The sequence below is a fragment of the Aneurinibacillus migulanus genome, from assembly GCF_001274715.1.
Lineage (GTDB): Bacteria > Bacillota > Bacilli > Aneurinibacillales > Aneurinibacillaceae > Aneurinibacillus > Aneurinibacillus migulanus.
In genome coordinates this window covers 4,513,263-4,527,054 of record NZ_LGUG01000004.1, presented here as the reverse complement: position 1 = coordinate 4,527,054, position 13,792 = coordinate 4,513,263, and the positions used below count along the sequence as shown (strand labels likewise).

The following is a 13,792-nucleotide window of genomic DNA, read 5'->3' as shown; positions in this document are numbered from 1 at the left end:
TAGAACATTGCAAAGATAAGCATATACAGGAAATTTCAATAAGTGGGATATAGGTAAGAAGGAGAGGACCAAGAGTGAAAGTGCCAAAGATTTCCGAAGCCGTTGTTAAAAGGCTTCCCGTTTATTTGCGATATTTAAATAGTTTAAAGGTAATGAATGTTCGTACAGTTTCGTCGCAGCAGCTTGGTGAAGCGCTTGATTTAAACCCGGCACAAATTCGCAAGGACCTTGCCTACTTCGGTGAATTCGGCCGAAAAGGAATAGGCTACGAAGTTAATTATTTGGTGGAAAAAATCAAAAGCATTCTCAAGCTCGATCGGCAGGTTAATGTTCTATTGGTCGGGGCGGGACATCTCGGGCATGCCATTAGCAACTATAATGCGTACTTAAAGGATAATATGAAGATTATTGCGATTTTTGACGCCGATCCGATGAAGGTCGGCAAAAAAATTGCAAATTTAATCATTCAGCCACTCGAAGAATTGGCACAAGCAGTTAAAGAGAAGGATATCCGCATCGGTATCATCGCTGTGCCAGCGGATGCGGCACAGTCGGTGGCCGATCATCTGGTAGATGCGGGAGTGGCGGGCATTTTGAATTTTGCACCTACTAACCTGCGTGTACCGGAGTGGGTGCGCGTCCATGATGCAGATGTTACAATGGAACTGCATAGCTTGGCGTATTATTTATAAAGTGAAACTTCACTCAGGGGGGACCTCATCCCTCATTGCGTGTTAGTTGAGCGTATCGGAATCTAGAGGAAGTTTATCTCCACCTAAACATCCCTGATTCTCCAAGTCTTGAGGTGGGGGAATTATTGCCCGTTAAGCGGGATAAAAATGAAGGATAAGGAGGCAAGGCGCGCTGGTGACCAGTGCGCCCTATACCCTATGAGAACAATCGTCATTCATGCGACAGTGTTGACTGTCAACCAAACGAACCAAGTTATTTACGATGGCGCCATCGCTTTTGAAAACGGCGTGTTGACACATGTCGGACAAATGCCGGATAAGCTTGATACATACGATGAAGTAATCGACGCTAAAGGTCGTATCGTTATGCCGGGTCTTGTAAATACACACGGACATACTGCTATGTCGCTGCTGCGTGGCTATGCGGATGATCTTCCGCTTCAAGAATGGCTGGAGACAAAAATGTGGCCGCTTGAGGCTCAGTTTACGGAAGATCATGTACGCTGGGGTACTTCATTGTCTATTATCGAGATGCTGAAGACAGGTACAACGACGTTTGTCGATATGTATGACCATATGGATATGGTAGCAGAATTGGTTACCGCATCTGGAATGCGTGCTCGTCTGTGCCGCGGAGTCATCGGCCTATGTTCAGCGGAAGAGCAGACTAAGAAGTTGGAAGAGGCGAGTGCGTTCGCTGCTAAATGGAATGAGACTGCCAACGGACGCATCATGACGATGATGTCGCCGCATGGAGCATATACATGTCCGCCGGATTATGTAGAACGAATTGTTGCACGTGCACATGAATTGGATTTACCCGTTCATATCCATATGTCCGAAACAGAATGGGAAGTACAGCAGAATGTGGCCGATTATGGTGCGCGTCCGGTTGCGCACTTAGAGAAGCTTGGCGTGTTCAATCGTCCGACGCTTGTTGCACACGCTGTGCATTTAACGGATGAAGAGCTAGATATTCTGGCTAGGTATGATGTCAAAGTATCGCATAACCCGATCAGCAATTTGAAGCTTGGTAGTGGCATTGCCCGTGTGCCGGATATGATGGAACGCGGCATCTGCGTCTCGCTCGGTACGGATAGCTCAGCTAGCAATAACAATCTTGACTTGTTTGAAGAGATGAGGATGGTAGCCCTGCTTCATAAGGGCCATCGCCAGAATCCGGTGCTCGTTCCGGCGTCTGAAGCGCTACGTATGGCGACGATTTATGGAGCGGAAGCTATTTTTATGGATGAGCAAATCGGATCGCTTGAGGTAGGCAAGCAGGCGGATTTTATTATGCTTAATTCACATGATGTGTATTTCCAACCGGCGAATGACCCGATTTCGCATGTTGTTTATTCGGCAAGCGGTCGAGATGTAACGGACGTATATGTTCAAGGTGTGCAACTAGTTAAAGACGGTAAGTGTCTCACGATGGAGGAAGAAACAGTAATCGAGAATGCAAACCGCATGTTTGAATTGCTGGAGAAAAAATAAAAAAGCTCCCTGCCATGCATGGCAGGGAAAATGAGAATGAGATGGATAGGTAGGGGAATTAAATTACAATTACCGCTGTGATTGCGGCTATTCCATGGTAATCCAAGAATGAAGGTTAGGCTGGCGGAATGATGTAAAATCCATCTCTTCTCCACATCGGTACGGAGAAGAAAGAAGCATCCAGGAAGGATTACGCTCATCCGCGAGCAGCCTTGCCACTTCATCCGGCAATTGTTCAAAAAGATGCGCAAGGTGCGGCTGCTTCACGCACGCTCACCTCCTCCTGCGCGTACGATTAGTATTTCCGGGAGGCCAAGCAGTATGTTTAGCAGTTTTTGATGTCTCTGCCGTCATTAGACGTGGAAGGCATGTTACACAAATACGAAATACAGGTAAGGGAACGTGAATGAAAAAATCGTGGTTATATGGGATACTTGCGTTAGTTATGCTTGTGCTGTGTTCAGCTTTGGCAATGTATTTACATGTGCAAGGACAGCAGCAGGCGATAAAGGAAAAGGGGTCTGAACTGGCGTTAACACGGACGCAGATGAACGAAGTAACCTTTGTGGACACGTATTACGGTAAGCAGGATTATATTGTAGTCGAAGGAAAAACGGAAAGTGGCGAAAAGCTGGTTGCTTGGTTTCACGGAGATCAGGGAGAGGTAGAGAAAATGTCGCGACTTGTTCCGAAAGAAAACGTGTTGAAAGCGCTTGGCAAAGACCATCCGAGCATGCAACTTATCCATATTATTCCCGCTAAGCAAGATAACAAGAAGGTATGGGAAGTACTGTTCACTGAAGGAGATATCTTCCACTATTATTACATTGATATGTACAATGGTAAGCTTATGAAAGCATATAAACTGCCGAAGAAGTTACCAGAGATGAATACGTAACTGAAGAAAAGTGTTACAATGGAGCGGAGAGAATCTTCGCTCTATTTTTGTTTTTCACGCCTAAGCTTGTCTTTTTTGTGACGGAAAAAAACGCTTATCCCATAACCAACATATTTATGATATACTACGTGATATACAAACAATATATCACTTCTGTAGAAAGGGGTGGGTAGAAAATGAAAATACGCCCATTGCCCATCTTTTTATCCATTTTATTCAGTAGTTTGTTGCTGTTTGGGGGTTGGTATGTATTTCAGAATCAATTTGTGAAAAAACCAATTTCCAAAGAAATTGCCACTATGCAAGGTGTAAAGCTTAATGACGTTGCCATCGCACGCGATGCGATTACCCTGAATGTGTCGTTTAGCAATTCCGATAAATTTGCAGATGATTACAAAAAAGTAAAGAAAATCGCCTCCGAGAAAGCCAACGGCAAACCGATCAAAATAGAATTCGATTCTCCGAACAAAAATCTTAAAAAGATTTGGGATGAGAACGCATTCGCTATTGCTGAAGCAATGGAACTCCACACGTATTCAAAGATTCCTGGCGTTTTGGATCAAATTAAACAGAAACATCAATTGAAAAATGTTAGCTCCTATATGGACGATCAGTATGTATATATTTATTTAAATGACGGCAAGAGCCCGTATTATGCGGTATTGCCGCGTGAACGAGAGGTGAGCCGGAATGGGTAAAGAAATAATCATCGGTGTAATCCCGGTCATCATCGCGTTTCTCGTATTCATCGGCGTGAACGTGGCTCCGTTGATTATTGCCGCGATGATTATCAGTTTTCTAGCTTTTTTTGTGATGAGGCAGGGCGGCATGTCTATCGGTCAGAAAAAAACTACGGTAGAAACGCCTAAAACAAAAGTGAAATTCAATCAAATCGGTGGTCAGGAACGTGCGAAGAAAGAGCTGAGGGAGGCGCTCGATTTCCTGATCCACAAAGATACGCTGAAAGAATATGGCATTCGCCCGTTAAAGGGCCTCCTGCTGACTGGACCTCCAGGAACAGGTAAGACTCTTATGGCTAAAGCGGCCGCCAACTATACAAACTCTGCGTTTGTTGCAGCTTCCGGTTCCCAATTTGTAGAGATGTATGTCGGAGTCGGCGCACAGCGCATCCGTGATCTTTTCAAGGAAGCAAAGCAGAAAGCCGAAAAGAACAATCAGGAGAGCGCCATTATTTTTATCGATGAAATCGATGTACTCGGTGGTAAGCGTGAAGGCAGCCAGCACCGTGAGTATGATCAAACGCTTAACCAACTATTAACGGAGATGGACGGAATTACAACGTCCGAGCATCCGCGTATTCTAATGATTGCCGCTACTAACCGGGCGGACATGCTTGATGATGCGTTGCTGCGTCCGGGACGTTTTGACCGTCAAATTGTGGTCGATCTGCCAGATATGAAAGCGCGTAAGCAAATTCTTGAGATTCATGTGAAAAACAAACCGCTCGCCGATGATGTAGACATTGAGGCCATTGCGCGCGATACGTTTAACTTTTCTGGTGCTCAGTTAGAAAGTGTAACCAATGAAGCGGCGATTTATGCGTTTCGTGATAAAAGCAAGGTTATTACGCAGAGCCATTTCTCCCATGCTATCGATAAAGTAATGATGGGTGAGCAGACGGACCGCGAATCAACCGCGGAAGAGAGAGAACGTGTAGCCAATCATGAGCTTGGTCACGCTATTGTATCTGAAGTGGTGCGTCCGTTATCCGTATCGCAAGTATCGCTGCGCCCACGCGGTCAGGCATTGGGGTACGTACGTCAAAGTCCGCAGCAGGACCGCTACCTGTATACGCTTGAGAATCTTGAGCAGCAAATTATGATTGCGCTCGGTGGCGCGGTGGCGGAAGAGATGCTGTACGGTGGACGTAGCACCGGCTCGCGCAATGACTTTGAACAGGCGCTGCATCTGGTGAATACGATTATTGACAGTGGACTGTCCAGACTCGGCATTGTGAAGATGGATATGGTCGGAAAAGAGGCATTGCATGAGGAACGTCAGCGTATTTTGAATGATTTGCTTGATAGCACACGCAAAGTGCTCACGGAGCACTTCCCGGTGTTCCAGCACGCGCTTAATCATTTACTGCGCGAAGAAGTACTGAACGGCGAGCAATTCCGTATTATGCTTGAAGAAGCTCGTGCGCTTCCGAAGCAGAGTAAAGTCGAGGAAATTGAAGCTCGACGCATGAAAGCATAAAATAAAGCTTGCATTAGCGGGGGGTTCATTCCTCACTGATGGTTAGTTGCACGTATCCGGGTCTTAGGGACAGTTATCCTATAGCGTACGTTTAGTGGAGATTTTACTGCCCATTGGACCGAGATAAAGTAGACGACACAAGGATAATCCGAATGGTTTCGGGTTATCCTTTTTATATTAAGAAAAGCGCTGGAAAAATAAGCTCTGCATTTATAACCAGGGAAATAAACTTACAGGCATCTATCCTTCCCTTTTTAATATAAGAGTTGTAAAATGAAAAGGTATTGAAAAAACAAAATAATGTAGATTTTTGTAGGAAGTAGAGGAGGAGCACTTATGAAATTAGCGAAGCGCGTGGCACAAATTACACCGTCCAAAACGCTCGCCATTACTGCAAAAGCAAAAGAGTTACGTAGCGAAGGATACGACGTGGTTGGATTGGGAGCCGGGGAGCCGGACTTCAATACGCCGCAGCATATTATCGACGCTGCAGTAAAAGCGATGGAAGAGGGCCAGACGAAATATACGGCTGCTGCCGGTATTGTAGAGCTGAAGAAAGCGATTTGCGAAAAGCTGACGCGCGATAACAATATTACATATAAACCTTCACAAGTTGTAGTGTGCAATGGAGCGAAGCATGCACTTTATAACTTGTTTCAGGCAATTGTAGATCCGGGCGATGAGGTCATCGTACCGATTCCATATTGGGTCAGCTATCCGGAGATGATTACTCTGGCGGATGGCGTGCCGGTATTTGTTGAAGGAGCAGAAGCGAACGAATTTAAAATCACGCCGGAACAGCTGCGTGCAGTCATTACAGATAAGACGCGTGCAGTTATCATTAACTCGCCTAGTAACCCAACCGGCAGCGTGTATACGCGTGAAGAGTTGGAAGGGCTGGCACAAGTCTGCATCGAGAAGCAAATCCTGATGGTATCTGATGAAATTTATGAAAAGTTGATTTATGACGGACGTGAGCATGTAAGCATTGCAAGCCTAAGTCCGGAAGCATACGATTTAACGGTCGTTATTAACGGTATGTCTAAGCCGTATTCCATGACAGGCTGGCGGATCGGCTATGCAGCAGGAAACGAGGAGCTTATTAAAGCGATGACGAACCTGTCCAGCCATAGCACGTCCAACCCGACGACATTTGCGCAATATGGCGCACTGGCGGCGCTCGAAGGTTCGCAAGAGCCGTTAGAAATGATGAAGGTCGAATTCGATAAGCGCCGCAAAGCGGTCGTAAAACTGATGAACGAAATTGAAGGCATTCATTGTGTAGAGCCGAAAGGAGCCTTCTATCTGTTCGCCAACGTAAGCGAAGCAATGAAAAAAGGCGGTTATGCTGATGTGGATGAATGGGCACAGGCTTTGCTGGAAAAAGAGTATGTAGCGCTTATTCCAGGTTCCGGCTTCGGGGCGCCGAACCATATTCGTATTTCTTATGCGACTTCTTTAGAGCAATTAGAAAAAGGCATTGCCCGCATTAAAAAGTTCGTAGAAGAAAACTAAATGGTTAAGCGACTGATATAAGAGCTTGTTCAAAAAGGAGGACAAACAGAGCCGTGAAGGTCAAGGTGCGGTAGACCCGAGCAGCGGAGCGTAGGGACAACGTAACGCAGAAATTCGCAGTTCCGTTTTCCGTAATTTTTGAACATCCTCTACAAACAATGATAGGTCATCTTTTCCTATTATATAGTCGGAAGAGATGACCTTTTTATGTATGCTTGAGAAAAAACGGTGTAAAAAAGCACCGTTTTTTCTTGCTGTGGTGTTTTTTTTGCGCTGTTAAAAGAAGAATGTTTTAATTTTAAATATATAAAGAAGAAAGAAGCCTAGAAAAATATACCTTGTCACTGTATGCCGTAATAAGAATAATCGGCGTATACGAAATAGATAGGATGTTCCCGAATGCGCTGGCAGGCCGAAATGCCGTCTATACAGGCATCATAATATCCATCAAAATTAAATCGAACGGCTCGGTATGGTTCGAATGATTATCTTCAATATAGGTGAAGGCCTCGGCTGCCGATTTCGCCAGTACAAGATTCGGATAACCGTCTTGGCACAGGGTATGTTTGAGAAGCGCAAGGATGCGGGGTCATCATTAGCAGGCAATAGTTTCATTGCGCAAATTCTTTCATTAATTATGCAGAAAAAATTTCCTTAGTACATTTTAACTATAAGATGAACAGGTTTACGGAGTCAATTATATGAAAAATAAAAAAAGCGGCATGTGTATGCCGCCCTTCCCGCGAGTCTATTGTGTCACGCTAAATGTAGTTTTGATTTGTTGGAACATCCCATTTAGCATATTCGTTATCTCGGTAACTTCCTGGTCTCCTTCATACAGCGTCTCCGATGGGAATAGCGCTGCATATACTGTACCGTTTTGCTCGGTCAGCTTCATATAAAGAGATTCATCATAGCCTTCAGATTGCCATACGTGGACAGGGATTTTCACGATTTCCATAAGTTCGAATGAGTGCTTTGGATTAGAAAAAATAACGGCAGGGAATCCATCGATGTTCTTCTCTACCTGTTCTACAGTATAATTACCTATCCATAAATCGGGCAATCGAAGGGAAAAGCCCATCGCTTCATTAGCGTATGTATCAGAAGCGACCGGTTCGGAATTCTGTTCCGTTGCCGGAGCAGAAGCGGTTTGTTGTGCAGGTTGTTCAGGAAGCGCACTATCATCTGCACGTACGTCTGGTTGTGTAAAAATTGAAGCGCTGGCCGCACCAATAATGCCGAGCGACAGAACAAAGGCCGCGAGTTTTCTGGAAAGTTTCATCGCCGCATCTCCTACTTTCTACAATAGAATGGAATGATATAAAATATTTACCACCGATTTTGCGCATTCATTCCAATTTTCTCTTTCTTTTTTGTGCCCCACCCTTCATGAAAATACTGTATATGATATAGTTATTGTACCAGTATTTAAATTCTTACACCTCCGCCCTAAGGCTGAGAAATTCCTGTGAATTCCTGTCGAAAAAAAAGGAGCAGGAGCATTTGCAAAACGGTAAACAGGGTAGTATAATTCTGTAGGTTTATCTTATTTTATCCATAACATTCTATATACACAATTTTATAATTACATACAAAGGAAGGATGAGAATATGCTGACGACGGTTGCTCAAATCGGAAAGCACGTAGGAGAAGAAGTAAGGCTTGGAGCCTGGCTATTTAACAAGCGTTCAAGCGGTAAGATTCAATTTCTGCAACTGCGTGATGGAACCGGTTTCATTCAGGGAGTAGTGGTTAAACAGGAAGTAACGCCAGAAATGTGGGATGCAGCTAAATCGCTCACACAGGAAAGCTCGCTATATGTTACCGGTATTGTTCGTGAAGATGAGCGCGCCAAATCTGGTTATGAACTCACGGTAACTGGTGTAGACCCCATTCAGATCGCAGAGGAATATCCGATTACCAAAAAAGAGCACGGGGTAGAATTCCTGATGGATCACCGTCATCTCTGGATTAGGTCTATGCGCCAGCAGGCGGTTCTTTCTATCCGCTCAGCCGTCATTCAAGCGGTATATGAATTCTTCAAAGAGCGTGGCTTCTATAAAGTGGACCCGCCGATTTTAACGCCAACCTCGGCGGAAGGGACGACTACACTGTTCCACACCCAATATTTCGATGAGGAAGCGTACTTGTCTCAGAGCGGACAGCTATATATGGAAGCGGCAGCGATGGCCCTTGGACGGGTATTCTCATTTGGTCCGACATTTCGTGCGGAGAAGTCGAAGACGCGCCGCCACTTAATCGAATTCTGGATGATTGAGCCGGAGATGGCATTTGTTGACCATGAAGAGAGCTTGCGCATCCAAGAAGACTTCGTTAGCTATGTTGTGCAATATGTATTGAAAAACTGCCCTCTTGAGTTAAAACGTCTCGAGCGCGATACAAGCAAGCTCGAGAATGTGAAGGCGCCGTTCCCGCGCATTACCTACACAGAAGCCATCGAAATGCTGCAGAAAGACGGACATGAAATCCAGTGGGGCGAAGATTTTGGTGCACCGCACGAAACAGCAATCGCGGAAAAGTTTGACAAGCCAGTATTTATCACGCATTATCCGACCGGCATCAAAGCATTCTATATGAAGCCGGATCCGACCAATCCAGATGTTGTCCTGTGCGCCGATTTGATTGCGCCGGAGGGATACGGTGAGATTATCGGAGGCAGTCAGCGGATTGATGATTTAGAACTTATGAAGAAAAGATATGAAGAACATGATCTTAATCCGCAAGCGTACCAATGGTATCTTGATCTGCGCAAGTATGGATCGGTTCCACACTCCGGCTTCGGGCTTGGCCTGGAACGTACTGTGGGTTGGATTTGTGGTACGGAGCATGTACGGGAAACGATTCCATTCCCGCGTCTTTTGAACCGTCTCTATCCATAAGGCCATAAAGGAAAAATGCAACTTTTACAAGACTAAACTTGTCGAATGTATCCTGTTATAATCGTTCATACATGAGAGGTGGATTTCGATGAGTGACGTCTTATTACGGATGCTGGAAGCAGGAACGACTTCGCTGCCCAATCTGCTTTTGCAGCATTACAGGCAAATTGGATTATTGGACGAAGAGATGATGATTATTATTCATCTCCTCGCTTTTAAAGCGGAAGGGAAGCCGTTTCCGACCATGCATGAGCTGGAGGAGAGGCTGTCCACAGAGGCATCCGTAGTGGTAAAACGGCTGCAAAGATTGGTGCAGCAAGGATATATTTCGATTGAAGAAACAGTGGACCCGTCAACACGCGTTCGTTCGGAGTGGTATTGCTTCACTCCGTTACATAAGAAAGTGATTGCTTGTCTGGAAGGAAAGGCTATATCAGAGGATATACCCGACGCAGCGAGGAACGGAAGCGTGAAGAATCTGTATGCCGTGTTCGAAGAAGAATTTGGACGGCCACTATCGCCGATTGAGTGTGAGAATCTGGCCATGTGGATTGATCAGGATGGTTACAGCGAAGCGTTAATTATGGCAGCACTTAGGGAGGCGGTTATCTCAGGTAAGCTGTTTTTTCGCTATATTGACCGCATTCTATTTGAGTGGCACCGTAATAACATTCGAACGCCGCAGCAGGCACGGGAATATAGTCTGAAATTCCGTAAGCATCAGCAGCGGAGCGGACAGACGCTGCAACAAGGCTTGCCTACCGTGGCGGCTTCTGGAGCGCTGCCGCAAGAGTTTCCGTTTTATAATTGGCTGGAAGAAGAAACGGATTCATAAGTTTAAAGGGGGAAGCGGAGGAAGCTTTCAATGAGTAACCTAGACGATTTGTTTTTATATACGAATCCGACGCGGCGCGATGCGAAGAGCATTTACCGCGATGAAAAGTATGCGCGTGGCATTTTGCTGAAGAACGGGGATATAATTGTCTGGAGCGGCGATATCATGCATACGAAAGTAATGCCGTTTCTAACTGAGACAGGTGTGCATTTTAGCGTGTTTAATGATAAGCTGGAGATTTGCTGGCAGTTCGAGTCGTGGGCGGATATTCAAAACCGGCTCGTAAGGGCTAAGCAGTATCTCGATAATCTTGGTTTTCCGGAAGACGGCCGTATTGTAATCGACACGCGCTATTACACACATACGGACGTTGACTTTCCTCAAATCCGGTATGCGCAGCTTTTTGAAGAAGGCTTTGAATTAAAGCCGCTAGCGGAGAAATAAAAGAGACAGGGCTGAAATAGGCCCTGTCTTTTTTATGGATAAGAAAACGGCGTTCATTATCTGTTTTCTAAATGTCTTCGCGTCCGGATTGCCGCCTGTGCGGCGGCAATTCTAGCGCTAGGGATTCGTTGTGGAACGGAGGAGATAAAGTTCATGCCTAAATTCTGAAGAAAGAGTACGGAATCTTTCTCACTCGTATGTTCGCCACATACGCCAGTCTTCAAGTTTGGTTTGTTCTTACGCCCCTGCTCTATGGCGATTTCAATCAATCGACCGACCCCTTCCGTATCGAGATACACGAATGGATTTTCCGGCAGAATATTATTGTCCAAATAGTAAGCAAGATATTTGCCTTCGGCGTCATCCCGGCTGAAACCGTAGGCTGATTGCGTCAAATCATTCGTACCAAATGTAATAAAATCGGCGTATTCTGCTATTTTATCCGCCGTCATGCATGCGCGTGGCAGTTCGATGAAGACACCGATCGGAATGTCAATCCGGTCACGGTATATGCTGAATACTTGTTGTAGTGTTTCTTCGACGGTTTCCCGTACCTTTTTCATTTCGCGCCAGTCACTCACGAGTGGCACAATGATGCGTGGATACACCTCGATTCCTTCCATTTTTAGTTCGAGTGCTGCCTCGGCGATGGCACGTGTCTGTACTTCATATATTTCCGGATATGTGATACCTATACGGCAGCCGCGGTGTCCGAATGACGGATTCAGCTCGTGGAGTATCTCTATACGCTGTTGCAGCGCCTCTTTTTCTTCTACTAGCTCATTATCGCCTGCCACGCGTGCACGCTCCAGTTCCAGTGCGAGTGCTGATGGGTTCGGCAGGAATTCATGCAATGGCGGATCGATGAGACGAATAGTAACTTGTTTGCCTGCCATAGCCCGAAAAATCCCATGAAAATCATATTTTTGCATAGGGATTAACTCGTTTAATGCTTTTCTTCGTTCAAATTGATTTCGTGCAAGTATCATGCGTGTTACTCTTGGCAGGCGTTCCGGGTCCATGAACATCAACTCGGTTCGACACAAGCCCACGCCTTCTGCGCCCATCTTGCGCGCCAGCTCCGCTTCCTGCGGCGTGTTGACACTACTGTATACGCGCATCGTCTTGAATTCATTCGTCCATTCCAGAAGCGTGCAGAATTCTCTGGAGAATTTCGGAGGCACGAGTGGGACTTCGCCTAGGATAACTCGTCCGGTTGAACCGCAGATGGTAATAACGTCTCCTTCTTTCAATATTACAGTGTCTGTGTGTAATTCACGCTGCTCCATATCCACCTTAAAGGACTCACAACCGACAACGGATGGAGTGCCCAGGTCGCGGGCTACAACAGCAGCGTGACTCGTAACGCCACCTCGGGTAGTCAATACGCCTGCGCTGGCCAGAATACCGTGGATATCTTCCGGTGTTGTCTCCTGACGCACGAGGATGACGGAATGGCCGGTCCGGTGTTGTCGCTCTGCTTCCTCCGCGTCGAATACAATAATACCGGTTGCAGCACCTGAGCTGGCGTCAAGCCCTTTGCCGATAACGTTCAGCTCAGCAGCCGGATCGATGGTGTGTTGCATGAGCGGAGCGATGGCAGCCGGATCGACGCGCATAATTGCTTCTTCTCGATCGATAACCCCTTCATTTGCCATATCGACCGCGATTTTAATATTGGCTTCTGCGGTTCGTTTAGCTGAGCGCGTCTGCAGAACATACAATTCGCTTTCTTCCACAGTAAATTCTATATCCTGTACATCGCGGTAATGTTTTTCAAGATGGCAAGCAATCGTGTCGAACTGGGCAAACGTTTCCGGCAGTCGCTCCTTCAGCACTGTCATCGGTTGTGGTGTACGAATGCCTGCGACGATATCCTCGCCCTGCGCATTGAACATGAATTCCCCAAACAGCTCGTTCTCTCCTGTGGAAGGGTGGCGGGTAAACGCGATGCCTGTCCCTGAATTTGGTCCGAGATTGCCAAATACCATCTGTTGAATTGTGACGGCGGTGCCGATATGATCAGGAATTTTATGAATGCGTCGATAGAATGTCGCTCGCGGATTGTACCATGAATCGAATACGGCACCAATAGCTGTAAGAAGTTGCTGTTTTGGGTCTTGAGGAAACTTATGTCCCGTTTCTTTCATGACGATTTCTTTATAGATTAAAATTAAATCCAGCAGATGATCAGGAGTAAGCTGCGAATCCTGTTCTACGTTCGCTTGCTGCTTTACCTTCTCTAATTCGTCCTCAAACAGGCTCTCATCTACGCCTAACACGATAGAGCTGAACATTTGAATGAAGCGACGGTATGAATCATATGCGAAATGCTTATTCTCCTTATGCTTCACAAGAGCAGTGACCGTATAATCGTTAAGTCCTAAATTTAGGATGGTATCCATCATGCCAGGCATGGACGTGGACGAGCCTGAGCGGACCGATACGAGAAGCGGATTGCTCGGATGGCCGAATCGCTTGCCCGATGTTTCCTCCAGTGTGTGAAGAGCATGATAGATGTCCCGGCCGATGTCCGGGTGAATGGTTTTGCCTTCATCATAAAAACGGCGGCAAGCACTCGTAGTAATGGTAAATCCAGGAGGGACAGGCAGGCCAAGCGCACTCATCTCTGCTAGATTGGCACCTTTTCTCCCAAGGAGTTCATTCATGCTTGCATTGCCTTCATGAAATAAATATACGTATTTCTCGCTCATCATTGTCGCCGGATATGGCGCACACCTCCGATTTTTTGCCTGCATGCTGTGGCGTACTTTCTTATTTATTATAG

At 46.0% G+C, this 13,792-nt stretch carries 13 protein-coding genes; 10 read left to right on the top strand and 3 right to left on the bottom strand.

Annotated elements, in window-relative coordinates; translation table 11 throughout:
• Positions 1-74 precede the first annotated feature (74 nt).
• Positions 75-692 carry a redox-sensing transcriptional repressor Rex gene (locus AF333_RS23580; protein WP_043067891.1) on the top strand — a complete coding sequence of 206 codons (618 nt, stop codon included), beginning with the start codon at positions 75-77 and terminating at the stop codon, positions 690-692.
• Positions 693-839: 147 nt separating this feature from the next.
• The gene (locus tag AF333_RS23575) at positions 840-2,189 is read left to right on the top strand and encodes an amidohydrolase family protein (protein ID WP_235355983.1); all 1,350 of its coding nucleotides are present in this window, start codon (positions 840-842) and stop codon (positions 2,187-2,189) included.
• An 87-nt stretch (positions 2,190-2,276) separates the two neighbouring features.
• On the opposite strand, the gene AF333_RS23570 is transcribed toward AF333_RS23575, so the two are convergent.
• Entirely contained in the window at positions 2,277-2,456 is a 180-nt protein-coding gene (locus AF333_RS23570) for a hypothetical protein (RefSeq protein ID WP_043067890.1), read from the bottom strand.
• 139 nt (positions 2,457-2,595) lie between these two features.
• Here AF333_RS23570 and AF333_RS23565 point away from each other — a divergent pair, with 139 nt between their 5' ends.
• The 5 genes from AF333_RS23565 (at position 2,596) to AF333_RS36245 (ending at position 7,480) form a co-directional block, all read left to right on the top strand.
• The gene (locus AF333_RS23565) at positions 2,596-3,087 is read left to right on the top strand and encodes a cell wall elongation regulator TseB-like domain-containing protein (RefSeq protein WP_043067889.1); all 492 of its coding nucleotides are present in this window, start codon (positions 2,596-2,598) and stop codon (positions 3,085-3,087) included.
• 176 nt (positions 3,088-3,263) lie between these two features.
• Positions 3,264-3,785, top strand: coding sequence for a hypothetical protein (locus AF333_RS23560; protein WP_043067888.1), 522 nt, complete (start codon positions 3,264-3,266; stop codon positions 3,783-3,785).
• Positions 3,778-5,307, top strand: a complete 1,530-nt coding sequence (locus AF333_RS23555) for an AAA family ATPase (protein WP_043067887.1) — start codon at positions 3,778-3,780, stop codon at positions 5,305-5,307. Before AF333_RS23560 ends, AF333_RS23555 begins: the two co-directional genes overlap by 8 nt.
• Positions 5,308-5,643: 336 nt before the next feature.
• Complete coding sequence (locus AF333_RS23550; RefSeq protein ID WP_043067886.1) at positions 5,644-6,822, top strand: pyridoxal phosphate-dependent aminotransferase; 1,179 nt, start codon at positions 5,644-5,646, stop codon at positions 6,820-6,822.
• A 472-nt stretch (positions 6,823-7,294) separates the two neighbouring features.
• On the top strand, positions 7,295-7,480 hold the full coding sequence (locus tag AF333_RS36245) for a hypothetical protein (protein WP_235496913.1): 186 nt from the start codon (positions 7,295-7,297) through the stop codon (positions 7,478-7,480).
• Positions 7,481-7,570: 90 nt separating this feature from the next.
• Here the strand turns inward: AF333_RS36245 and AF333_RS23545 are convergent, their stop codons facing one another.
• Entirely contained in the window at positions 7,571-8,107 is a 537-nt protein-coding gene (locus AF333_RS23545) for a hypothetical protein (RefSeq protein WP_043067885.1), read from the bottom strand.
• A gap of 328 nt (positions 8,108-8,435) precedes the next feature.
• On the opposite strand from AF333_RS23545, the gene asnS reads away from it, so the two are divergent.
• From asnS to AF333_RS23530, 3 genes are all read left to right on the top strand, one after another.
• On the top strand, positions 8,436-9,725 hold the full coding sequence (asnS, locus tag AF333_RS23540; RefSeq protein WP_043067884.1) for an asparagine--tRNA ligase: 1,290 nt from the start codon (positions 8,436-8,438) through the stop codon (positions 9,723-9,725).
• A gap of 88 nt (positions 9,726-9,813) precedes the next feature.
• Positions 9,814-10,560, top strand: a complete 747-nt coding sequence (locus AF333_RS23535) for a DnaD domain-containing protein (protein ID WP_043067883.1) — start codon at positions 9,814-9,816, stop codon at positions 10,558-10,560.
• A gap of 30 nt (positions 10,561-10,590) precedes the next feature.
• The gene (locus AF333_RS23530) at positions 10,591-11,004 is read left to right on the top strand and encodes a hypothetical protein (protein WP_043067882.1); all 414 of its coding nucleotides are present in this window, start codon (positions 10,591-10,593) and stop codon (positions 11,002-11,004) included.
• A 56-nt stretch (positions 11,005-11,060) separates the two neighbouring features.
• On the opposite strand, the gene ppdK is transcribed toward AF333_RS23530, so the two are convergent.
• Positions 11,061-13,763: a pyruvate, phosphate dikinase gene (gene ppdK, locus AF333_RS23525; RefSeq protein ID WP_235356703.1), complete on the bottom strand. Its 2,703-nt coding sequence runs from the start codon at positions 13,761-13,763 to the stop codon at positions 11,061-11,063.
• Positions 13,764-13,792 lie beyond the last annotated feature (29 nt).